Source organism: Blastopirellula marina (genome assembly GCF_002967765.1).
GTDB classification, from domain to species: Bacteria; Planctomycetota; Planctomycetia; order Pirellulales; family Pirellulaceae; genus Bremerella; species Bremerella marina_A.
Window position 1 is genome coordinate 15,406 of record NZ_PUHY01000014.1, and the last position, 23,550, is coordinate 38,955.

At 53.8% G+C, this 23,550-nt stretch carries 18 protein-coding genes and 1 CRISPR repeat array; of the genes, 9 read left to right on the forward strand and 9 right to left on the reverse strand.

Annotated elements, in window-relative coordinates; genetic code table 11:
• The first annotated feature begins 320 nt into the window (after positions 1 to 320).
• From C5Y83_RS22790 to C5Y83_RS22820, 7 genes are all read left to right on the forward strand, one after another.
• Positions 321 to 1,301, forward strand: a complete 981-nt coding sequence (locus C5Y83_RS22790; RefSeq protein ID WP_105332113.1) for a hypothetical protein — start codon at positions 321 to 323, stop codon at positions 1,299 to 1,301.
• 23 nt (positions 1,302 to 1,324) lie between these two features.
• The gene (locus tag C5Y83_RS22795) at positions 1,325 to 3,445 is read left to right on the forward strand and encodes a DUF1549 domain-containing protein (protein ID WP_105332114.1); all 2,121 of its coding nucleotides are present in this window, start codon (positions 1,325 to 1,327) and stop codon (positions 3,443 to 3,445) included.
• Entirely contained in the window at positions 3,423 to 4,763 is a 1,341-nt protein-coding gene (locus tag C5Y83_RS22800) for a DUF1501 domain-containing protein (protein WP_105332115.1), read from the forward strand. Before C5Y83_RS22795 ends, C5Y83_RS22800 begins: the two co-directional genes overlap by 23 nt.
• An 8-nt stretch (positions 4,764 to 4,771) precedes the next feature.
• A complete protein-coding gene (locus C5Y83_RS22805; RefSeq protein WP_105332116.1) occupies positions 4,772 to 5,737 on the forward strand; it encodes a WD40 repeat domain-containing protein in 966 nt (321 codons plus the stop codon).
• A gap of 932 nt (positions 5,738 to 6,669) precedes the next feature.
• Positions 6,670 to 7,200, forward strand: coding sequence for a transposase (locus tag C5Y83_RS30015; protein WP_199195116.1), 531 nt, complete (start codon positions 6,670 to 6,672; stop codon positions 7,198 to 7,200).
• Positions 7,172 to 7,471, forward strand: a complete 300-nt coding sequence (locus C5Y83_RS30020) for a transposase (protein WP_261341476.1) — start codon at positions 7,172 to 7,174, stop codon at positions 7,469 to 7,471. Before C5Y83_RS30015 ends, C5Y83_RS30020 begins: the two co-directional genes overlap by 29 nt.
• Before the next feature lie 940 nt (positions 7,472 to 8,411).
• Positions 8,412 to 8,822 (forward strand): glyoxalase superfamily protein, encoded by a 411-nt coding sequence (locus tag C5Y83_RS22820; protein WP_146117887.1) that lies wholly within the window; start codon positions 8,412 to 8,414, stop codon positions 8,820 to 8,822.
• Positions 8,823 to 9,646: 824 nt separating this feature from the next.
• Positions 9,647 to 11,727: direct repeats of the CRISPR family, unit length 32 nt; unit sequence GTTTCAATCCGCGCTCCCGCGCAGGGAGCGAT.
• Positions 11,728 to 11,937: 210 nt separating this feature from the next.
• Here C5Y83_RS22820 and cas2 read toward each other — a convergent pair.
• From cas2 to C5Y83_RS22870, 9 genes are all read right to left on the reverse strand, one after another.
• A complete protein-coding gene (gene cas2, locus C5Y83_RS22830; protein WP_105332120.1) occupies positions 11,938 to 12,228 on the reverse strand; it encodes a CRISPR-associated endonuclease Cas2 in 291 nt (96 codons plus the stop codon).
• A gap of 9 nt (positions 12,229 to 12,237) precedes the next feature.
• A complete protein-coding gene (gene cas1c, locus C5Y83_RS22835) occupies positions 12,238 to 13,269 on the reverse strand; it encodes a type I-C CRISPR-associated endonuclease Cas1c (RefSeq protein ID WP_105332121.1) in 1,032 nt (343 codons plus the stop codon).
• Positions 13,266 to 14,015, reverse strand: coding sequence for a CRISPR-associated protein Cas4 (gene cas4 / locus C5Y83_RS22840; protein WP_105332122.1), 750 nt, complete (start codon positions 14,013 to 14,015; stop codon positions 13,266 to 13,268). The genes cas1c and cas4 overlap by 4 nt, the downstream gene beginning before the upstream one ends.
• Positions 14,016 to 14,052: 37 nt before the next feature.
• Positions 14,053 to 14,919 (reverse strand): type I-C CRISPR-associated protein Cas7/Csd2, encoded by an 867-nt coding sequence (gene cas7c / locus C5Y83_RS22845; protein ID WP_105332123.1) that lies wholly within the window; start codon positions 14,917 to 14,919, stop codon positions 14,053 to 14,055.
• Positions 14,920 to 14,922: 3 nt separating this feature from the next.
• Positions 14,923 to 16,704, reverse strand: a complete 1,782-nt coding sequence (gene cas8c / locus C5Y83_RS22850; RefSeq protein WP_105332124.1) for a type I-C CRISPR-associated protein Cas8c/Csd1 — start codon at positions 16,702 to 16,704, stop codon at positions 14,923 to 14,925.
• Positions 16,701 to 17,411, reverse strand: a complete 711-nt coding sequence (cas5c, locus tag C5Y83_RS22855; RefSeq protein ID WP_105332125.1) for a type I-C CRISPR-associated protein Cas5c — start codon at positions 17,409 to 17,411, stop codon at positions 16,701 to 16,703. Before cas5c ends, cas8c begins: the two co-directional genes overlap by 4 nt.
• Positions 17,412 to 17,434: 23 nt before the next feature.
• Positions 17,435 to 19,633, reverse strand: coding sequence for a CRISPR-associated helicase Cas3' (cas3, locus tag C5Y83_RS22860; RefSeq protein WP_158262476.1), 2,199 nt, complete (start codon positions 19,631 to 19,633; stop codon positions 17,435 to 17,437).
• A gap of 399 nt (positions 19,634 to 20,032) precedes the next feature.
• Positions 20,033 to 20,203 (reverse strand): type I restriction-modification system subunit M N-terminal domain-containing protein, encoded by a 171-nt coding sequence (locus tag C5Y83_RS22865; RefSeq protein WP_105332127.1) that lies wholly within the window; start codon positions 20,201 to 20,203, stop codon positions 20,033 to 20,035.
• Between the two features lie 261 nt (positions 20,204 to 20,464).
• On the reverse strand, positions 20,465 to 21,712 hold the full coding sequence (locus C5Y83_RS22870; protein WP_105332128.1) for a hypothetical protein: 1,248 nt from the start codon (positions 21,710 to 21,712) through the stop codon (positions 20,465 to 20,467).
• A 178-nt stretch (positions 21,713 to 21,890) separates the two neighbouring features.
• On the opposite strand from C5Y83_RS22870, the gene C5Y83_RS22875 reads away from it, so the two are divergent.
• Positions 21,891 to 22,136: a helix-turn-helix domain-containing protein gene (locus tag C5Y83_RS22875; protein WP_158262477.1), complete on the forward strand. Its 246-nt coding sequence runs from the start codon at positions 21,891 to 21,893 to the stop codon at positions 22,134 to 22,136.
• 23 nt (positions 22,137 to 22,159) lie between these two features.
• A complete protein-coding gene (locus tag C5Y83_RS22880) occupies positions 22,160 to 23,374 on the forward strand; it encodes a tyrosine-type recombinase/integrase (protein WP_105332130.1) in 1,215 nt (404 codons plus the stop codon).
• The last annotated feature ends 176 nt before the right edge of the window (positions 23,375 to 23,550 follow it).

The window sequence follows — 23,550 nt, forward strand, 5'->3', positions numbered from 1 at the left end:
ATGGGGATTCATTCAGCGATACTCAAATGTGGTGTCTTGATATGGTCTTATAACAGGACCTAAGGACTCTTCGTGGGTGTCATCAGTCAGCGGGGAACGCTACGTGCTGACTTAGGTTCTCGAGGCGTACCGGGCCATTTGACCCAATCTCGTGGCGTCTTGCTCCTGTCGCAACGGAAAGAAATTACAAGAAAAATCCCAGCAAGTAATAGGCACATGTAGGTCGCGCGGTGTTAGGATGATGAGAAATTGGTCCCTGAGCCGTTCAAGGCTTAATTTGGGTCTAGCTCAGATGGGAAATCCCGGTTTAAGGTTCGGCAATGACGACTTGTTTGCGTGAGACTTTAGCGTGTCTGACTCTTCTCTTGGTGACATCCGTGGTCAACGCGGCGGAACAGGGCGAGCTATTGTTCTCGGGGCCTCAGGTAGGTGAAGAACTCGCCGCTTTCGACGCTCAAAGAGCGTTTGACGAGTCCAAAACAGTTCCCGTGCTCGATGGTACTGCCGACGGACCTTTGCTGTTGATATTTGTCCATCAAGTGACGCGCCCGTCGATAGGCCTGACGCGCTTGCTGATGGAGTATGCAGCAACCAAAGAGAAGGAAGGGCTGAAGTCCCGGCTTGTATTCTTGACTGACGACCCGACCGATACCAAAGCACTGCTGCAGCGAGCCCGCCGGGCGCTTCCCCAGGGAGTGCATCCATGCATTTCGACCGACGGCATCGAGGGTCCAGGTGCTTATGGTTTGAATCGTAAGATGACTCTCACGGTACTGGTGGGCTCGAAAGGTAAGGTGACGGCCAACTTTCCCTTAGTTCAGCCTAGTATTCAGGCCGACGCTCCCAAGATTGGCCATGAAATTCTGAAGGTCCTCGGTGGCACCGAAGCACCATCACTGAAAGAGATGGGCTTTGATGAGCAACGAAGGGGAATGGTTCGCCCCAATATGGCTCCGGAGCAAACGGTTGCTGAACACGACGTGTTGTATCGACAATACATGGCTCCAGTGATTCAGAAATCGGCGACTCCCGAAGAAGTCGAGGCGGCCGCGAAAGCGGTCGAGGATTTTGCTGCGACCACACCCTGGTTCAAACAACGTGTGTACAAAGCATCCCAATTGATCTCATCCAGTCCTCGACTGGCTGATTACGGCACTTCCGATGCTCAAGAGTATATTCAGAAATGGGCCAAGGAGTTTGCGCCACCTGACCAACCAGCGGGCTTAGAACGGCGGCGGGCACCCGTCGACGATTCGACCGGAGAGACGACCAAGGAATCATCTGATTCATCGAACGACTAATCACGAGGCGGTAACGAATATCCATGCGCATTGCGGTCTCCTTGGTACTTGTACTCGTTTGCAGCGGCGCCACCGCCGTGGCTGCTGATGCAATTGATTTCGATACGGAGATTGTTCCCCTGCTTTCAAAGGCCGGTTGCAACGCTGCCAGTTGTCACGGCAGTTCTGCGGGCCAAGCTGGTTTTCGCCTGTCGCTGTTTGGTGGGGATCCTGGGTTTGACTACCGCTCGATTGTCAATGAATTCGAAGGGCGGCGGATCAATCACAGATCGCCGTCCGACAGCTTGTTGCTCGCTAAGGCAACCCACGCACTAGATCACGGTGGCGGCGAGGTATTCAGTTACGACAGCGATCCCGCGCAAAGGCTCATGCGATGGATCGAGCAAGGCGCAGTGCGTCGCAAGTTGCGAATACTAAATAAGATCTCCGTCACACCGACAAGTTTTGCAGCGATTCAATTGCCGGTAGAGTTTCAGCTTGACGTCGTGGCCCACTTTGACGACGGTGCCGTCCGCCACGTCAAGAAGGAAGCTGTTTACATCAGCCATAATGAGGATGCTGTGTCGGTCGATGCCGTCGGGCGCGTTACTGTCCGACAACCGGGACAACAAACGGTGATTGTCCGCTTCGCAAATCAAGTGCAGGCGGTTACGATTGTTTCACCCCTTGGAATGCATATGCCGGCACTTACAGCGTCGCCACGAGGAAATTGGATCGACGACACAATTAACACTAAGCTGGCGGCTCTTCGGCTCGCTCCTGCTGCAGCTTCCGGTGACAGTGCATTCTTGCGTCGCGTCTCGCTCGATCTCACCGGCCGTTTGCCGACTCCTGAGTTTGTTAAGCAATTCCAAGGTGACAATACTCTGAACAAGCGAGCACGACTCATTGACGAGTTGCTCAGCTCCCAGGAATTCATCGAGTACTGGACGCATCGATTAGCAACGCAACTCCGAGTACAGACGCCTGGTAACGATGACAAAGCGGCCGTGGCCCTGTACGATTGGCTGCGAGCTCAGTTGGCAGGAGAAGTCGGTTGGGATCAAATCGCCCGCGAACTAGTCCTTTCAACGGGGGATTCACATACAGTAGGTGCAGCGACTGTCCATCGCTACTTTCCGACTGCTCGCGAGGAGGCGGAGTACATGAGCGAAACGCTTATGGGCGTTCGGCTCCGCTGTGCGAATTGCCACAATCATCCGCTCGACCACTGGACGCAAGACGACTATCACGGACTGGCGGCCGTATTCGCAGGGATCGAACGGGGGCAAGTAGTACGATTGATAGCGGGGGGCGAAGTCACGCATCCTCGCACCGGTGATGCCGCTGTTGCAAAGCTGCCAGGCGCGGAATTTGTGAAAGACGAGGGTGATCCTCGTGAGGCTTTCGCGGATTGGCTGACCAGTGGTGAAAACCCTTATTTTGCCAAGGCGATGGCAGGGCGAATCTGGGAGAGCCTGATGGGGCGTGGACTCGTCTCTCCCGTCGATGATTTGCGTGCGACCAATCCTCCATCCCACACTCGGCTTCTCGAACACCTGGCTGACGAGTTCGTCCAAGAAGGCTATCGACTTCGGCCACTGATCCGTACGATTTGCAATTCCGCTGCTTACCAGCGTGACTATCACGCGGGCGATGGTAAATCGATCGACGACCGTTTTTACTCTCACGCGATTGCCAAGCCGTTGCTGGCAGAGGTTCTTGCTGATGCGATTAGCGACGTAACTGGAGTTGCGGATGACTACGCCGGCACCACGCGGGCGATCAATGTGGTTGATCGAACCGTTTCTGCGGCAAAGCTCGAATTCCTTGGGCAATGTCTACCTAGCGAAACGTGCCAAGCGGATCAAGTCGGTATTCGGGGCATCTCCGGACAATTGCACTTGATGAATGGTGATCTCCTGAATAAGAAAATCCAAGATCCCAATGGACGACTCTATCGTTTGTTAATGGCGCAAAGATCGACGGGAGAGATCATCGAGGAACTTTATCTTCGCGCGCTTAGTCGAACGCCAACTAAAGACGAGCTGGCCCGTTGGGTCGAACAGATTGACTCGGCTGAAAATGAACAACTGAGAGCTACAAGGCTCGAAGACTTTCTATGGGCATTGTTGAACTGCCATGAATTCTCGACAAACAATTAACAAGCAACTGCTGTCCCGCAATTTGGCACGGCGTGACTTTCTACAAGTCGGTGGACTTGCGGCCATGGGGCTTGGACTTGCAAGTTGCTACATCCGCTCCGCCGTTGCGTCGCATTCGGCACGTGCGAAGTCGTGTATCCTGATTTGGCTCGATGGTGGACCAAGTCATCTCGAAACGTTCGATCCTAAGCCGGAGGCCAATAGAGAAGTCCGTGGACCTTTCGGCTCCATCGCCACAACGGTGCCGGGCGTCCACATTAGTGAACTCATGCCACGCACGGCAGCAGTCATGCAGCATTCAGTCATCATTCGTTCAATGACTTCGCCACTAGGCGAGCACAATTTTGGCACGCACTACTTATTAACCGGCTTCAAACCCACCCCGGCGCTCAATTACCCGGCAATTGGGTCAGTCGTGTCGCACCTTCATCGCCAGCAAGGCGATATTCCGTCGCACGTTGCGATTCCTGATATGCGCGTTGGTGGTGGCAAGTTTGTCGTCCCGGGATACTTACCGACGAGCGTCGCTCCCTTCGAAGTGGGAGGCGACCCGGCCAAGCCCGACTTCCGCGTTCGTGATCTTGAAATGTTTCCCGGTATTGTTGACGAACGTCTCGAACAACGCCGACGCTACCTCGAACAGCTCAATCGTGTACAGCACGCTGTTGAGCATGCTCCGCCGTCAGATCCTGCCTTTGAGCAGGCCTATCGACTAATGACTTCCCCTTCTGCAAAGCGGGCTTTCGATCTTTCGAGCGAGAACCAAGACACTCGGCGACGTTATGGCGATAGATCGATCGGTCAATGCTGCCTGTTGGCACGCCGGCTTGTTGAGGCGGGCGTTCCGTTTGTCACTGTCAACAACCGCGGATGGGATACGCATAACGACCTCGTCACGCGGCTTAAGGACGGATACACCGGTGCTAAGACTCCAGTAGGCCTCGTCCCGTCTCTCGACTTGGCTTTCTCGGCACTTATCTCCGATCTACAGCAGCGGGGCTTGCTCGACGACACGCTGGTTGTGGCCATGGGTGAATTCGGTCGTACTCCGAAACTGAATACACAGGCTGGTCGCGATCATTGGCCGCGCGTGTTTAGTGTGATTTTGGCGGGAGCTGGTATTCCCGGTGGACAAGTCATCGGTGCTAGTGACAGCATGGGCGAGAGCCCCATTGAACGACCTGTCACACCAGCTGATTTATCTGCCACGATCTATCAACTACTTGGTATCGATCCGAAACAAACGCTACAAACATCCGACGGTCGCCCTGTGAAAATCAGTCATAATGGCGTACCGCTCAAGGAACTTGTGGGATAAAGAGTCTGATGTCTCTCACTGCGAAAACGAGTCTCACGATTTCACTTGTCGCTGTCATTTGGCTGGCTTGTACTCCAGTCGCGGCAGCAGCACCCATCACTGCATTGGCCTTTTCCCCCGATGAAACGAGCGTCATTGCTGGTTCGCAATCAGGCATCGAAATTCATAGTTGGCCCCAATTGGAAACAACTTCCAAGTTAGATGTCGAGTTTGGCAGCATCCACGATTTGATCTTCTCGCCAAATGGAAGATATCTGATGATCGTTGGCGGTGTGGCAAGCGAATTTGGCGAATGGCAAATCTTCTCTTGGCCGTCACTCAATGTCGTCGCTAAAAGTATCGCACACGACGATTCGATTCACTCCGCAGCCTGGATCGACGAGAACCGCTTTGTGACCGTAGGGGTTGATAGCAAGTGGATTGTTTGGAGACTCAATGGGAAGACTGCCGAACAACTTGTGGAATGGGCTGGCCATTCGCGGGGCGTGTTGGCCGTCGAAGCTTTGAGGGATAAAGACTTCTTTGTTACCGCGGGTGTCGATCAGATACTAAGAGTGTGGCCTGGGGATGTAACTGAACACAAGTCGCCACAAGCACTTCGCAATCTCGATAATCATACTGGCCCCGTTTGTGATCTCGCACTACGGCCAGGCCGGCAGCCACAACCTATGGTTGCTTCAGCGAGTGTCGACAGAACGGTTCGACTTTGGCAGCCTATCATCGGCCGGTTGGTAAAGTTCGCGAGGGTACCAGTCGAACCTACTTGCTTGGCTTGGAGCCGCGATGGAAGTCGACTAGCCGCTGGTTGTGCCGATGGCTCGTTGCGGATTATCAATCCGGCGACCGTGCAGATTGATCAAACGTGCCACGGAATCGATGGATGGATCCATAGTGTCGCTTCCGCGAACGACGGTAGCTTCGCCGTTGGCGGCACCGGCGGCCAAATCACTCGCGTTATGCCGTCAAATCATTAGTCTCTCGGAAACCTGCCGAAGATCAACTCGAAGCCAGTCTCGATTTGTGTAACCTCAGCTATTTGGGCGGAAACATACGAGAAAGATGAATTGTAGAACGTCGGAACTGATCGTCTTGTCAATTGAGTGTAGAATCCAAAGTGCGGCAAATGACACGGGTTTGAACTATCGCGTACCGTGTGAGAATTCGATAACGCTATTAGTACTTCTAATACGCACATTTGCTGTGAGCTAGTGCGACCGAATGCGATGATTGGCAACTCTTTTTAAAACTTCTTAGCCTACCTCCGCTAAAGGGCGACATGGTGTAAGAAAAGAGCGTTCTAGGCGGACCCGAACCCTCGAGATCGTTCGTACAAACCCAGTCCTTGACAGATCGCACGAATCGAATTGTGATGGCGGAATCGATATGCAGCTCATTAGCCACAATAGAGGTAGCTAAGTATCCGTTTTGAGCACATTGAGGAATTACAAGACGTACGTGTTTGCGAAGAACGGGCGGTGAAACCGAACGTAGGCTTAGTTCTGTGTGCCCATCACAAGCGTCGAATTGCCGTCCAGATTTGGCATAGAAGTTTATCATAGGCTTCGTAAACTCGACTGGAACAAAGGTCTCTCCTTTATTCCGAAGAGCGTTATTCTCGCGCCACTTAAACCCTGGTTCAGCAAATAAAGCTCAACCAGGGTTTTTTCATGCCCTAATCGAACTGCTCCTCAAATCGCGTCTTTTTATCCCATGAACACGCAACGGTTTGCGATGACGCGTTTTCTCTAATCGCTTCTCTCAATCTAAGAGAGACATAACCCGGCCAACAACAAAACGAGATGCTGACGGCCTTTTTTGGCCTTTGTCTCACCTATTTGGAAGAGACACTAGCGCCGGGTCAATAGGCCGTAGAATTTGGTAGGGCCAGGACGAAGGAATCGACTTCGTGCTTGGTCACGCTCTGTATAGGAAAGCGATTCATGGAGGCAAGAAGAAGGAAGATAAGCTTGATAGTGAGAAGCTTGCTCGACTCATGCGTGGCGGTACTTTTCCGTTGAGTTACGTTTATCCACGAGAGATGCGAGCAACTCGTGACCTTGTCCGGAGACAGATGTTTCTCGTGCGTCGTCGTAGCGAATTGTTGACCCATGTGCAGTTAATCAACCAACAGTACAATAACGACCCCTTCGACAAGATGCTGCAATACGCCGGCAACCGTGACATCCTCTATCGGTTCGCTGAGTGCATTGCCCGGCTAAGCGTCGAAGCCGACCTGCAGATGATTGGTCACTACGATCAACTTTTGAGGCAACTGGAGAACAGCTTGCTGCGACAGGCCAAGCTGCATGATTCCCAGTCCTGCGATCTTCTGCGAACGATTCCAGGAATTGGCAAGATCCTTTCTCTGGTGCTGCTGTACGAGATCCACTGCATTGAGCGATTTCCCAGTGTGGGGGGACTTCTTATCCTATGCTAGGCTGGTTACTCCCCAAGAGACCAGCGACGGCAAGGTGACTGGTCATAGCGGATCCAAGATTGGCAACGTGCACCTCAAATGGGCACTCTCCGAAGCCGCGCTGATGATACTCCGCTACAGCGACGAGGCCAAGGCATTTCTCAAACGCAAGGAGAAAAAGCACGGCAAGCGGCGAGCCCTGACGTTGTTAGCACGCAAGATCGCTCGGGCTGTCTACCAAATACTCAAACGCGAGGAGACGTTTGATGCGGTGAAGTTCTTCGCCAACTAACGCAGGACCGGCAATGGAGCCATGAGGACGAACTCAGGTCGAACTATGCAGGTATTTATTGGACACCTGAAGCTCAGAACCTGCACGGATGGATTGGACCATTGCCGGTGCCTGCACCAAACCAATCGGACGGCTGATCCGAGAGGACGTGATTGCCCCTGCCCCGAGCCCATGACGAACTGAGGCTCCCCGTGCGTGGGATGAACTCCAAGAATGAATGGACGGTGCTCAGGGAAACGATGAGTTTCCACGGCGTGGCGACTGGCCTTGAACCGGGGACTTAACCCATCGCCACTGTCTCGGTCGGCTTACCGCCGTTCGGGGCCGACCGTCAGATAGGGGTTTGTGTGCGTCACGTCGATATATCATTCGACGTGGTACAACCAAGATTAGAATCACTCACGCAATCCGAGATCCTTACCGATTAGAACGTCCACTCGCCAAAACCGTTCAAGCTGTACCTGACTCGACGTGGATCGACCAACCTAAAGCGTTCTGATCCAACCGAGGCGAGAGTCAAATAGAGCCGGATCAACGGAACAAAGTCGGTACGCTCCCTTGACATCAGAGGCCATATAGGGGTTCGTCCTTTGCACGCAAGACAAATAATTGTTCGGCCCGCTCCTAGTTGAGTCTTCGCGCTGGACGTGATCGAAGAGTATCAATTCTGCACTAACGCGTAGAAGCTCATTGGGAAACCTTGGAACCGACGTAAACGCACGGACGCGTCGCCCCGCCGAGCGTTAGGCAGGGGGGGGCCTATCACGCACAAAAAGACATGACAGATGAACAACCTACGACTAGAATTCGACTTACGAAAATCAACTGCCTGCTCGTTGGGTAGCACATTTCCGGCCTGCAGGTGATAGGTGGAAACGTACTCTAAATAGGTAGTCATTCCGGACAGCATTTGCGTATCTGACCATCCAGGCACACGACCATGAGCGAATCACTTAACGAGTCACCGCGCGGGTTCGAGGTCAGATCTTCAATCCCGGTACTGCGGATGTTCGATGAAGCCAAGGCGAAGGCATTCTATCTGGCGTATTTAGGATTTGAGATAGACTGGGAGTCTCGATTTTCGTCAACGGCGCCACTGTATATGCAGATCCATCTCGGAGATGCGATCCTTCATCTAGATGGGCATGCGAAGGAGGCCGCGCCGATCGCTGAGGTCAATATTCCAATCCTCGGATTGCAAAACTATTGTGACTATCTGAATGCAAAGGGAGCTGAATATCCAGAGGCAGTTGCCGTGGATCCACGATATCAGGGGCGGAATACAGACTTAAATATCTGGGACCCGTTCGGCAACTATCTGGTTTTCTGCTCGCAGACGACAGAGGGATAGGGGCAAACGATAACCCTGTGGTGAACGGGAGCCGCAGGTGTTGCGAGTTTCGAAAGCAGAGTTTTTTGGCGGGGGTCCCGTTGCCGCTGTCGATCTGGCGACAATTGGATACGCATGACAACGCTGTATTTCGTCTGCGGGGGGCCAGGGTACGCACAGGCCCTGCGCGAACACATTAAAACGTACCGTGACAAGATCCAGAAATGGGTGCGTGGAAAGGGTGTTCGGGGAGTCGTTTTCCATGATCAACAAGTCTGTTTTGAACCGACGGGCGAATGGTCACTTGCCGGCATGACAATGATACTTTCAACGGCCCAAGTAAACCAAAGGCGAAATAGAGAGTTTCAGATGTTTGAGGAACACCATTTGAAGGGCCTTCCAAACCGTCAATTAAAAAATCGGTGAACCGGAGTTGGCTCGCCAAGTATATCGCTGATCATTGTGAGTACCGCCTTTCAAAATGCGTAAGAAGGGCTTGTCCCGGACGCTCAACTCAATAACGTATCGAATGAAACGTCCCGGGAGTCCATTGGCACAACTTGCAGCGATTTGATGGCGAAAGTCTCTTGGGAGAGAATCGGATGAGCCTAGATCGAAAATCGCAAGTCTTTACGGCAAAACGACTTGAGGAAGGACAATGTGATTAAGGTATGCTTGCTGTCCTCTTCCGATGTCTTAAGCCTTGCCTTGATTACATTATCGCAGCGAATTCGACGTAATTGATAACTTAGCATCGCAATGTCGAGCCTGGAGTCGACTTCCAATCGACGCGGACAACCAGGGAGCGATCCTGAGTGTCGTTCCACTCAACATTTTAAATTAAGGTTTCAATCCGCGCTCCCGCGCAGGGAGCGATTTGAGGATGCGAGTAACACGACATACTACTCGGATGGTTTCAATCCGCGCTCCCGCGCAGGGAGCGATGCGGTTTGTGTCGTCGACCGGACTTGCGAGCATTGTTTCAATCCGCGCTCCCGCGCAGGGAGCGATCCGCGTTAACCAAAACCTTCTCGGCCTCGGAATGTTTCAATCCGCGCTCCCGCGCAGGGAGCGATGCGAGATCGGATTAGCAGTCAATGACCGCGTAAAGTTTCAATCCGCGCTCCCGCGCAGGGAGCGATTTCCCGGCAGCTGCTTTCTGCATGGCGTCAAGCAGGTTTCAATCCGCGCTCCCGCGCAGGGAGCGATGATCAACCGGTCCGATACCGCCAGTGCCACCAGTGGTTTCAATCCGCGCTCCCGCGCAGGGAGCGATTCTTGGCGAATGCCTTCATCGTGACCAGAGAGGCGTTTCAATCCGCGCTCCCGCGCAGGGAGCGATCTTTGTACGCACACGCAAATGGACAGTGGGCAAAGTTTCAATCCGCGCTCCCGCGCAGGGAGCGATGCCAAGTGGTTCAGAAGTTCATCGTTGACGCGATGTTTCAATCCGCGCTCCCGCGCAGGGAGCGATGTTCTCGTTTGCCAAGCTGGGCCAAGTGGTTCAGTTTCAATCCGCGCTCCCGCGCAGGGAGCGATTCGCACTGTCTGGGTAATCGGGCAAGGCTATGGTGTTTCAATCCGCGCTCCCGCGCAGGGAGCGATAAGAGATCGTCGACACATGGCTTCACCTACTGAAGTTTCAATCCGCGCTCCCGCGCAGGGAGCGATTTTATGTCTGCCGAGCTTGATCTGCTGTGCCTGGTTTCAATCCGCGCTCCCGCGCAGGGAGCGATCAAACAGAGACTGGCAAGCTCGCTTTGTGACTGGTTTCAATCCGCGCTCCCGCGCAGGGAGCGATATCTTGGCGGACACGGTTGGCGGACACAAAACAAGGTTTCAATCCGCGCTCCCGCGCAGGGAGCGATATTGCTGGAGAGGTGTGGAGCTAGAGACTCAAAGTTTCAATCCGCGCTCCCGCGCAGGGAGCGATTCAAGTTGCCAGTCGGTAATGAAGACGCCGAGCTGTTTCAATCCGCGCTCCCGCGCAGGGAGCGATGCTCGATCGATATCTATGGCCCAGCCGGCAATACGTTTCAATCCGCGCTCCCGCGCAGGGAGCGATTTCGCGCCGTCGGGATCGAGGGCTCTATTCGCGGTGTTTCAATCCGCGCTCCCGCGCAGGGAGCGATGACCCGATCGCATATCATCGCGAGCGTCAAACGGTTTCAATCCGCGCTCCCGCGCAGGGAGCGATGCCAAGACCGTTATATCGACGTTGAACTCCTTACGGTTTCAATCCGCGCTCCCGCGCAGGGAGCGATGGCTCACTGGGGCGTAGACCGCTCGCTCGATAAGTTTCAATCCGCGCTCCCGCGCAGGGAGCGATTCCACCGCCACTCGGCGGAGCAGACGAGTAAAGCGTTTCAATCCGCGCTCCCGCGCAGGGAGCGATGCAGAGTCACCACGTAGCCACATAATGGCAAGGTGTTTCAATCCGCGCTCCCGCGCAGGGAGCGATCGGTGGATGGCGGCGAGGAAACGATTGCCAATGTGTTTCAATCCGCGCTCCCGCGCAGGGAGCGATCTTACCGCCCGCCTTAGGTATCACGCCGCCGAATGTTTCAATCCGCGCTCCCGCGCAGGGAGCGATGGCGGCATCTTCATCATCGTGGCTGGCCTCATCTGGTTTCAATCCGCGCTCCCGCGCAGGGAGCGATTACGCGATCGACCGATGCAATAAGGAGCGAAAGGTTTCAATCCGCGCTCCCGCGCAGGGAGCGATATGGCGATTATCCCGATCACAACGGCCGTAAAGATGTTTCAATCCGCGCTCCCGCGCAGGGAGCGATTCGGTTACGTCTTCGCCTATCGCCCGCGATCGACGTTTCAATCCGCGCTCCCGCGCAGGGAGCGATCGCCAGCCGGAAATGCAGGACGTCGAACTTATGACGGTTTCAATCCGCGCTCCCGCGCAGGGAGCGATACCGTTAACGTAACTCTAGACAGGGGAAGGGGCAACGATGGGGTATTCGCGAACCTTATGCATCAGAATGGTGAGTCTCTCATTCATCTCGTATTGGCTCGCATTAACCCAATACGAGAAAAGAGGTTATGCGTATCGCGAACCTCCCGGGAAGGAATCGAGCGCTATAGGTTCGCAAGACCGACAAAAGGTCGACGTAATAGCAGGCTGCTAGGCGATTAGGGGGCCATCAATGTCGAGCGAAGGGTTGGCTCCACAGTGCTCGACGCGACGTTTCCAATTGGCACCCAGGTAGTAGAAGCGAAGACTGTCTTTGGTGGTATCCATGATACCCGTGAGCTTGGCTTTACATTCGGCCCATTGTGCCGGATCGACCTTCAGTTCGAACACGGATTGCTGGACTCGTTGCCCATAGTCGAGACACGTTTTTGCAATTTGACGGAGACGGCGACGGCCTTCGCGAGTCTCTGTGTTCACGTCATAGGTTACTAGAACATACATATTAGCTTTTCAACGCCAAACGAAGGCCGGATAGGCATCAACGTCACCTCGCAAGTGGCGAGCCAGCAGACGAGCCTGGAGGTGGATCATTATCCCGACCGATGTCTTTTCCTGAAGGAAAGGATGTAACATCGTTTTCTGCTTCCGGACTTGATAGGCCTTGAGCAATGTCTTGCGAGTCGCATCGTTCATGTTGACTGCGCCCGTTGGCGAAGTGGTAAATCCGCTGGCCGATATTTGTCGGCGATTAATCAAAGAAAGCGCCAGTCGATCGGCTAGAAATGGACGAAACTCTTCCATCAGGTCAAGTGCTAAGCCTGGCCTCCCAGGCCGATCTCTGTGAAGGAAACCGACGGCCGCATCGAGGCCTGCCGCTTCGCAAGCCGATCGGGCATCATGGGCCAGTAGTGCATAAAGAAATGAGAGCAACGCGTTCAACGGATCGAGCGGAGGCCGCCGGCTTCGACTTGTGAACTGGAATGCATCCTCAGGCACATTCACCATCGCTGAAAAGGCCTCGAAATAGGTGCTTGCCCCCTCGCCTTCAATCCCTCGCAATCGCTCCAGGGAATCACACGCACGGGCAGCTTCCAAATTCGTAACCAAACGCCGAGCAGCCGTAGTTAGAGTGCTTCTACGTGATTCAACCCTCGAATCCCGCGCTGCTCGAAGCAAGACGGCTCGGCAGTTGGCCAATTTGGCGGCCACCATGATTCGAGCAATTTCGCAAGACTTTGATGGATCATCGGCAACGCGATACTGTGTCCTCCGAAGAAGGACGTTACCGGGTGAGTATCCTATGATCGCGGCACGAAAACGCCCGTGGGCATCCGTCATCGAAATCGTTACGCCAGATTCACCACAGATGGCCATCAGCGATGGACTGACTCCTACACGGCCGAAGCAGACAATTCCATCGAGATTGTGTAGTGGTATCCGGAGGCGAGTCTTCTTTTCCATTCGAACGGCCACGGCCATGCCATCTTTGGCTAGGTAAGTACCTTCCGTCGTGACAAACAAGGTATTGAGGTGTTGCTTCATGCCGACTCCTCGTGGTCATCCGGATCCGAACGTGGCGCTTCCATGGAAAGAGCCAAGGAAAACTGTCGATTTAGGAATTGTTGCGCCAGTCCACGACCAGCAATCTTCGGCAAGCAAAGCGATATCAACGAGCAATTATCACACTTCGCTGAGTAGACCGCAGGTGGAGTCACCCCGGACGAAAAAAGTTGGTGAAAACGCTCGGCCGCAGCTACCGTCGTGGCGCGAAGCTCGGCATCAAATAAGACGCGCGTACGACGTTTCCGCTTGCCATAAAAGAGTGAACCTTCGGCGATTTTTACCATGAGCATCTCTTCTAAACAAAGCGTCTGGGCACAGAGCTGAACTCGATCGCTTTCGTCGCTCTTGGGTTTGCCCCGCTTATACTCCACGGGTGTCACCTGCCAAGCAGCGGGTTCCGCTTTTACGGCCTGAAAGAGTCCTCGTAATGGTGTTGTGCGAAGTGTGGTAGCTCGTGTTTCATCGTTTGGGGTAAATTCCACGATATCCGCCATCCCCACCAGTCCATGTGCTAGTGAACGCAAGGCCAGTCCGCGAACAATCCGCGTGTCGCCTCGCAACTCGTCCGTCGCCTCATGGGCACGGCGATGAAGATGCATTCCCTCGACGGTTAGTCGATTTTCTGCCCAAAGCTGCTCAACATGAATGAGTGCCGCTTGCCGTGGGCAAAACAGCAGATGCTGAAGTGCGGAAAGCGGGATCAGTTCGGCTTCGGTGTATGGCAATGATTGAACTCCTAACGCCCGATCTAATACATCCCGGCTAAACCCAGCGTTCGACTGAAACTCCCGTAGGTAGATCCTCCGTTACGACGCTCAGGCCAAAATCATCAAAGCTTCGTGCGGGCTCGGTTTCCATTTCTTGACGGGCACAATGCACACGGGCGAACAATTGGTCGGCACGAGCATTGCCAAGTTGGCTTTTGTGTTTGAAGGCAATGCAGGCCTTGGGGGTCATCAGCCCGCGGCTGGCTGAGCGATCATATTCGAACATGTTGTTCAGGGCGGACTTGAAGAGATCTAAATCCTCATCGGAGAATCCAGTCTTTTCGGCCAGAAATGGATTGATGAAGCCATGCGCACGATACAACCCATAGGGGATCGAATATTTCCGCCCCATCGTGCGATTGTCGCCTTCTTGCTTTTCGGCCTCACGTTCCGTGGTGACCGCGCAGCGTGTGACGGAGTGCTCCAGTGCAACGACGGGAGACACACTACGAGCGAAGCCAATTTGGATTGGTCCGCGGACCTGTCCACAATTAACCTCCGTAGTCATCACGGCACCGAAGGCACGAATATCGAAGAAGTTTTGGCACATCCAGTCGGTAATTTTCCTGGCCTGGGCAGCATCTTTCGGAAGCTTGCCCTTATTCGTTGAAATCTTGGTTGCCTGATATGCCCGATCGTGCTGCTGGTTGAGAACTGCCTTCTCCTTGACATAGATTTCGTAGGGAGGCTCCTCACCCCACACCAGCCCGACATAGTTGCGAATCTTCCGCTTTAAGCAAACATCGGTAACAAGCCCATGACCAGTTTCCGGATCGACTCGCGGCAGGTTTCCGGCATCTGGATCGCCGTTGGGATTGCCGTCGGTAACATCGAAGAAATAGACGAAGTCGTAGCGGTTCATGGGTTACTCACTTTCAGCGGCAGAAGGGATGGATTTCGAAGCTGACTTCTTCGTGTAGAGGTCTTGCACCTGGTGATAGTACCCCAAGTGAAACAGCCCTTGATCCTCAAGGTTCATGTGATTTGGGAATCCCTGGAGTCGACTAGCGATTTCCTGAACCAGCTTTTCCCGGCTGATTCTTAATCCTTTCGACTCAATGCTATTAAGGTGATGCTGGCTCAAACTGATCAAGCGAGGAAACACCGAAGCTGGGGTTGACGACGCGGCCGTGAAAAAGCGGTCTTTAATCGTCGTATTTAGGTTTTCACCCTGAGCATCTCTTTGAATTTTCTCTAGCAGGGCGAACCAACGCCCCAGGTGGTAGGCCGGTTCCGGCCGGGTAGTGTCGAGACCCACGGAAATCTCCTTCTTGAAGTTACGGACGAGAACGGCCTTGATGGCTGCGATACGACGATGTAGTCCGCGAATCCAGTCCTTGCGGAAGTCTTTGTCGATAAGTTGCTCGGCACGAATGCGTCGCAGGATGGCCTGGTAAAACGCGAGTGGGTAGGGGCCGCCGGTGAGGATGGCGTGCATAAATGAGCCGGCCAGAACGGGAGGGATGTCTTTGGTATCCCGGGCCGTTTCCCGTAACAGTTGTCGCACAGTCGGAGGTGTCGGATCTGGCGAATTGACTAATTCCACCTCGTTCACATAGCGAGTGAGATGTTCGGACACCTGCCCAACCGTGCTCACTAGCCAGTAGCGAATGGACACGCGAGCGGCATTGGGGGAAAGGCCAAGCACATAGAAGGGGGTAGTCGCATCTTCAATCGAGTGAGCCAAATCGTCTTGCTTGCCCTGAGCAAGCCGCTTGAAGAAGGCCGCCAACTGTGTCTTCAGTTCCGCGTCTTCTGCCTCATTGCTTGCTAGTGGCGGGCCTGAAAATATACTTGGAAAATACGTTTCCGCCTGAGTTGGCGACTCGGTCCAAAAGATCGTCGTCGCATCGCCGAGCATCACGGTTCGAGAGGGATCGCTCAGCAATAGATTTAGGGCCGTCGCATACTGAAACGTGGCCTGTTCCGAAACTGGCGAGTTGAAACTTTGCTGCATTCCGTAAGAATCGAAGGCATCCAGATTAAAGGACACAATCGCGCCGCCAGCGGGTTGGGCACCCTTTACTCCTTTGATCTTGGGCGAGTGCAGGCGGGCAATCGTTCGCTGCTTACCGCTTACCAAGCATATCCCACGACGTGAATCCTCGGCGCTGTCTTGCTGGCCCCACCACTCTCGGACAGCGGGACGCTGGTGAACGTAGCCGATCTCGCCCTGGATACGAAAGCAGCCGAAGCTTTGCGTAATCTCGGCCAATTCGGGATGCTCGGCGACGTGTTCCGGCTGCCACCACTCCAAAAACCGGCATACGGCTGAAAAATGGGGATCACCAATGGCGGACTCCAAGGAAAGATGGCGATCTCGAAATGCCTCGAACTGTTGTCGCGTTCGCTCTGGTTTAGGATCGTCTGCTCGATAGCCCAGCATGTAGGCCGCGTTGTCCCATAGGAAACAGGGGTTCACACCAACGCCAGGTGGCTTGCTTTGTCCCGGAACGACTAGCGTCTGCGAAATAGCCCGACCATTGGAGACTACTGATACCAGCGAGCGAAACTGAACCGAGTTGCCCTGCAAGGGAACAACGGCGCAGAAGCTCATCTTTTGGACACTGTAGCCGAAGGGAGCGATTTCATGATCAGGATCAGTTGCCAGTCGCTCGTAATAGTCATTGAGTTTTTGCAGGATCACGAAACCACCTCTCGGGCGGAAACAGGAGGTACTTCCATAACGCCATCTTTCAACTCTGCACGAAAGAACTGTGGCCTGGCCAGCAGCTTTTTTCCTGTATTCGCTTCGATCACGTCGAATGATTTGCCTTCTGCTGGAGTGTAATCAATATCTAGCAGTACAAAGCCCAAATCGCGATTGGACTGGGGCTCGGGCAACTCCGTTGGTGGAAGATCGCCTTCGATCCATGCAAAGTCAGCAATGAATTCGCGGCATCCCAGGTAGGGCCGATGAAAGCACTGTCCCTTCTCGGCCCGACGCTTGAACATGTGATAGTGCTTTTCGACCGGTTCGGAGGTATCGATTACTTCGATTCGAGCTTCGATCACATAGGCCACATCGCGCAGGATAGTTCCAGCACGCTGCTGTCGCTGCTCTTCAATGTACAGCCCCAAAGCTCCAGTGCCTTTCTTCATGGCTGATTTGGCATTCGAGGCCGATGCCTTCGTGCCTACTTCGTTGCGGCGTACACTCGTGAATTGCACCGGCTTAAGCAGATGAATACGCTCAATTACCCACCGCATTTGCGGCTTCCAATAGATGGCCTCCAGTACCCCGCGGGCAGCTGACGGAGTCATCACGTCATAACTGACGCGTTCGACTTTCATCTCGGGACGTGTAAAGCAGGCGGCGTCGCCCCAGACATGTAATTTGACGGATTTGGACATGTTCAACCTCCGGAGAGCTATATCTATACCACTGTTAGGTCGGGGTCCAGTAAAAGATTGTCATCCAGGGAAATTCCGAGGTGTTTGTGGTAGCGGGTAGAGTCGATGAGAATAGGGTACTGGTCGTGGACCAACTCGATCCATTGGTTCGCCTTGAAGCGATCCCAGTGAAACTGGTGGATCTGGACTGCGTAACGCTGCAAGGCTCGACGGACTTCAAGGCTTGGCAGCAGAGACTTTCGTAGTTGCCTTACAAGCCATTCCCCTTTTCTCCGCCACGGAACGATCACCGGCTTCGTCGCCTGCGGGATCATCTGAAACCGTTCCGCAGCCTGACGGAAATCCGCCATCGGTGCCTTTTTAAGGTCCATGTCAAAACAGTCCAACACCATACGCTTATCCCACTGCGATTTCTTCTCCCAATAATGCATCCGGAAATACTGCTCCAAAGCTTCGAGGCTGAGGATATCATCGTACATTGGAATCAATTCCTTAGCCGTCTCGGCAGTTTGCCGAAAGTGCCCCAGTGGCGGAGGTTGTTCCGCGTTGAATACGATAACTTCACCCGAATTCAGCCGTCCTTCGCGATTACAACGTCCGGCAGCTTGGGCAATTGAGTCGAAGCCGGCGATGGCTCGGTAAACAACTGGGAAATCGATGTCGACGCCTGCCTCGATCAACTGTGTACTGACGAGCCGGCACGATTTCTTATCTTTCAAACGCTGACGGATCTTGTCGATAATACGGCTGCGATGGGCCGGGCACATTCGCGCACTGAGGTGAAAGTCGACGCCGTGTTCCCTCAGTTGTTGAAAGATTTCCGCTGCATGACGCGTTGTGTTGACAATACAAAGTGCCTGTTGGCGTGAGGCGAACTGTGCCACAAGGTCGTTATCCGGTAAGGAACCGACATACCGAACGTTTACCCTTCTAAGAGCGTTATAAAGCTGAGACGGATCAGGAATGATTTCACGCACTTGCTCCCGCGGTATTCCGATTTTAAAGGACTCATTCGCTTGAATCGCAGGCTGCGTTGCCGTGCAAAGAACGATAGTGCAGTGATAGTTGCGGACTAGTTCTCGGAGAGCCTGTAGGCATGGTTCCAGAAGTTCGACTGGCAAAGTCTGTGCTTCGTCCAAAATAATAACGCTACGAGCGATTCGATGCAGTTTGCGACAGCGAGAGGTGCGAGAGGCAAAGAGGCTTTCCAAGAGTTGCACATTTGTCGTAATGATTAGAGGTGCGTCCCAGTTTTCGCTGCTGAGTCGATTCCAGGTCGTGTCTTGCTCTGGATCAAGATTACTGTGATGCTCGACCAGCCCCGTCTCTGCCAACTCTTGAAAGACGTCGCGAAATACGTCGGCATTTTGCTCGACGATGCTGGTGAACGGAATGGAATAAATCACGCGCTCGTGGTTGTGCTCTACCGCATGACGTAAAGCGAACGAAAGGGACGAAAGTGTTTTGCCACCGCCGGTAGGCACCGTTAGGGAGAAAAACCCTGGGGGAAGACTCGCAGCGTTCTGACATTGAGCGAGTATTTCGCCCCGGATCATATTGACCTGCGTCAATTCACATTGTTTGCGTCGAACGGCGATAAACTCCTCAAGCTTCTGATTTAGCCGCGCAAGACCGGGTCTTTGTCGCTGACGCTCATCGGAACGTCGCTGATCCATGAAAATCTCTGTCGCAACGAAGTCCGCATCGACTAAGCAGGAAAAAAGCATGCGAGTGAAAAAGGCCATCTGAAAGCCGCACTCTTTTTTGCTGTTGGCTGGCCGAATGGCAGGCATCGCAGGCTCGGGGAGGCTTAGAACTTGCTGGCTCGCCTGTGCCAATGCAGCTGCCGTTTCCGGTTTCTTGGCATTCAGTCGCCGATAAAGACTGGCGTCGCTTTCTGTATTCCAATCGGGCAAGCCAGCATGATGCCCAGCAATGCAATAAGCCAAGATTCGGCCCACGGCTGGGTTGTCATTCTTAAATCGTCGTGCTGCGTAGAGTGCTCCCGCCGTGGAATGATCCACTCGTCCCGGCAGGTTTTCGAGATGCGCCTCGAAGCCATTCTGTTGACGCAAATATGCTTGGAATTGAGGAGCAAACTTACCGAGATCATGCCACCATCCGAGCAGACATCCCCAATCGCGTGCACCAAGACGCTCTGCAAACGCCGCGGTTCCTGGAAAAATGTCGTTTCCCTCAGCGACCAATTTAAGGTGGTCCAAAAGGGGTTCCCATTCGTCCGGCCCATGTCCCTGGGTGTGAGCAAAGTGCATTATTGTCTTCAAATTCAGCGGTTAAACAGATGAAATACTTGAGTTCTATCGAAATCTCATGATCGGATTTTGGTTTTTAAGGTAAGAGGAAAGCTCTGTAGTACGGAGTTAGTGTTGAGTCAGAGATTGACACCTTTGGTCATCGTAAGTTAAGGCATTTAAAAGATTTGATGGTCTGGACGCTTCGATGGATAAATGAAACAAGTAGAAGTGGTGGCACCTCAAGTCTCATCATCAAGAATGTTGAGAAACTAGCTCTAGTATCGAGAGTGCGAGCGAGGTCCAGCGGCTTTCTTTGACTTCGATTTTTCCAAATTACTCCTGATTCAAAGTTGAGTCCGCTATCAACTAATTCTGAAAGTGGGTCGGAGTTCTCTTGGCCGTATGAATCTCATCCAACCGCCGAGCAAACAGCAGATAGGTAACCTGCTCGATCACGGTCAGCCCATGCGAGATCCCGCCTGACCAAAAGGCATTCCAGATCTTGTCGACTTGCGATTTAACGGTCCCTGTGATCATCCGGTGAGGGGCTTCCTAAGCAGGTAGGGAAATGGCAAACCCGCCATTCTAGCTGGGGGAGGGGGAAAGTCGCAGCTATCAGCGGGAGTTCCGGTTAGGGCAAGTTTGTGGGGCAGGGCCGCCAGCTAAATTCCGGGGCGAATCGTGTCATAACACGAAAAACAGAGGTGAAATAGAGTCCGCGGAGCGGGAGATTAGCTGTTGGGATACCGCGCGCTAAATTTCGGCCCGTTTTGTGTCATAAATAATTGATGGAGTGAATTAATTATCGGCACCAGGGGAAATTGCCGAAGGTGTGCGAGCTGAGACGTTCGAGGTTAGCTGGAATCCACGTTCTTCCCAGTGATCTCCGAGGCTTCTCTTAATCGCTCGGAAGTCTTTTTTGATCGAGTTCACGCCGGTATCCAGGGCACTGGCAAGCAACTCTTGGAGCTTGCCTCGATTGCGGGAGAAGATGTCCGGATGACGCTCGTGCAAAAGCCGCCAGCAGTGTTGAACCTGGAATCGCCGCGTGTACTGGTCGATGGCGGTTTTATTCCGCTTGCTGGAGTCGATGAGTTGGCGCCAATCAGCAAGATGCTGGGTATCTTCTTCGGCCGATAGAGCCCCAGTGATGAGGCTACGGAGTTCGTCTCGAGAGGGAATCGGGATGGTGTCAGGCAGGAAAAACATTCCCCCAGAAGATTGAATTTGGTGGAACATGGATTGGGGAATAAGGCCGCTCGCCAACGGGCCCAAAGGAATTGGGTAGGACGGGCCAGCGAGTCTGGCGAGTCGCCACCGGCTCAGAAATGCCTGGAAGGTCGTCAAGGATTGCGGAAGCGGGGTGCCGCCCGTGTTTTGATTCATCCAATCGATTTCAAGCTGGGCTTGCCACGCCTGGGCGTCGAAGTGGTTCGCTTCAATTTCAACGCCATGATCGACCAGCAAGCTGTCCAATTCTTCTAGGAATTGTGGATTGGACATGAGCCACCCTTGATAGCCGCGGAGTGCCTGAACGAAGGGACGTTTGACGCTTTCGTTTCGAATACGGGCTGCGTTGTCGAGTGCTGCTGCGTTTGGAGTCGCCTGATCGGGTTGTTCGTCGGGGTCATTTTCCTGACTGCGGAAGCTCACAGGCGAATCGATCTGGACGTAGGGATCTTTGTACGGGTGACCGTTGTAGACGGCGACGTGGTTGGTCTCGGCCGCCCATTGTGAGAGTTTCTGTTCTACGTCGGCCATTTCGGGGGCGACTTTGTCCGAAAACTCTTCGCCTTCTAGGGCTCGGCACATCCAATTTGGCAAGGTGTAGAAGTAGCGGTTTCTGACAAATTCGTGCTCGAAGTCGGGCATGTTCTCATCGGTCGATGGTACAGACCCGAAAGTGGGGACTTCTGGGGTGGCTTGGATCTGGTCGGCTTTGTCGGACAGCGTGTTTTCAGACAGGTTGTGCCGCCAGATTTTTTCCGTTCCTGCCGGAGGGCTGGACTGAGCTTTCGGCTGGGTGTTCTTTTTCTTGGATGTCATCAAAGACTCTGGGGTCACAGTGGTGGACGTCGCCGCAATCACCGAGATTCAACGACCGCAAACAGGGTCAGTCAGCTTCCAAGCTCACTGATCTATTTTCCAGTTCTCCTTTGTAGATGATGGTGACAACGGAAGACAACAGATGAGTTTCCAGCCAGTTTCACAAAGTGAGATTCGAATGAAATCGAGCAAATATCTGTCCGCCAGCGAGCTTGCCAAAGTGGCTGGCATTTCGGTGGCGACGGTCTGGCGGCTTAAAGGCGAAGGCAAGATTGGCTTTCTTCAGCCAGGGGGACGCGGTTCGCGTGTGCTCTTTAAGAACGACGCACTCGAGCACCCGCCGAATTCCACGACGCCGGGCCAAGAACCGGTGGCAGCCCCAAAGCGGCCTGGGCCTAAGGCCGGGTTTAAGCGAAAGAAATAGCATATTGAGAAAGGTAGGTGCGAATGCCGAAACCGACGAAAAATCCGAAGATCAAGAAGGACTTCTTCGAGTGGAGTATCAATGAACGGAACGACGGCTGTCTCCAAGCAACGACGTATGTCGCAGGAGTTGGCCGAATTCGGCGATCGTTGGGGACCAAGGACTGGGACGAGGCGCTGGAGGCCCTGACGGAACTGGATCGGCACGAGGCCGAAGAGCATGGACTCGCCCCGAAGTTCGAGGGACGCAATCGTTCAGGGGAAGTGACCATAGAAGACGGATGGCAGGCCTTTCTCGATGATCGTGATCGCGGACAAGTGCAGGGGGGCGTCTCGCCGACAACCTTGAAGCGATACCGAGCCGTGCGGGCTCACCACGTAGCCTTCGCGAAGAAGAAGGGGATCACCGAGTGGCAGCAGTTCGGCAAGCAAGAGTTCGTGGCTTTTGGGAAGGAACGGGAGAAGGTTGCCGGGCCTCGGACCGTGTTCTTCGAGCTGAATCTGGTTAAGGGCGTTAACCTTTGGCTGGTTCACGAAGAAATGTTGCCAGAGCAGTTGCGACTACGTGTTAAATTGCCGAAACCAAAAGGCACCAGCACGTACTGTTATCGTCAGCAAGAGATCTCCGCCATGGTGCGCCATTGTGAGGCTGCCCAGGAATTGGAGTGGTTGCGGTTGGTCATCCTTGGGCTCACCTATACTGGAATGCGAATTGGAGAGTTGGCGTCCCTACGCTGGTCGGACATCGACTTTGACACGAATCATATTCATGTCGTTGACGAGCGATCACGAAGTCGAAAGAAGAACACGGGGCCTGTGCGGACGACCAAGGGAAAGCGTTCCCGAGTCATTCCCATGCACCCTGAGCTTAAAGAGGTTCTTCGGCCACTCCGGGAGCAAGCGGGTGGATACGTGTTTAAGGCACAAAAGGGGGGACAGCTGCGGCCGCGTGTGGTCCTCGAAGTTTTCATTCGAGAAGTCATCACGCCGCTCTCAAGCACGTTTCCCACGCCTGAAAACGAAATCGGATTCCAGGACGGGCGTCTGCACTCGTTCCGACACGCCTTTTGTTCCCACGCATTGAGTGGTGGAGCAAGCGTCGGCGAAGTCCAGGACTGGCTTGGTCATGCCGACAGCAAGATGGTCGAGCACTACCGACACCTTCGAGATGACCAAGCGCAGCAGCGAATGAGTTCACTCTCGTTTACGGCCGATGACACCGTGTCTGCGGCCAGTTAATTTGAGCTTGTCCATGACCGCGTCGCGGTGGTGAGAGAGAGGGAAGTGCCGTATGAGCTAAGGGAAGCGAGTCAGCCTTTACTTGTGTGATCGCTTCTTTAGATAGAGCCCTGAATGACACAATGAATGCCACAGTTGATGTGGCATTCATTGACACACTTCAGTAAGTCATTGTC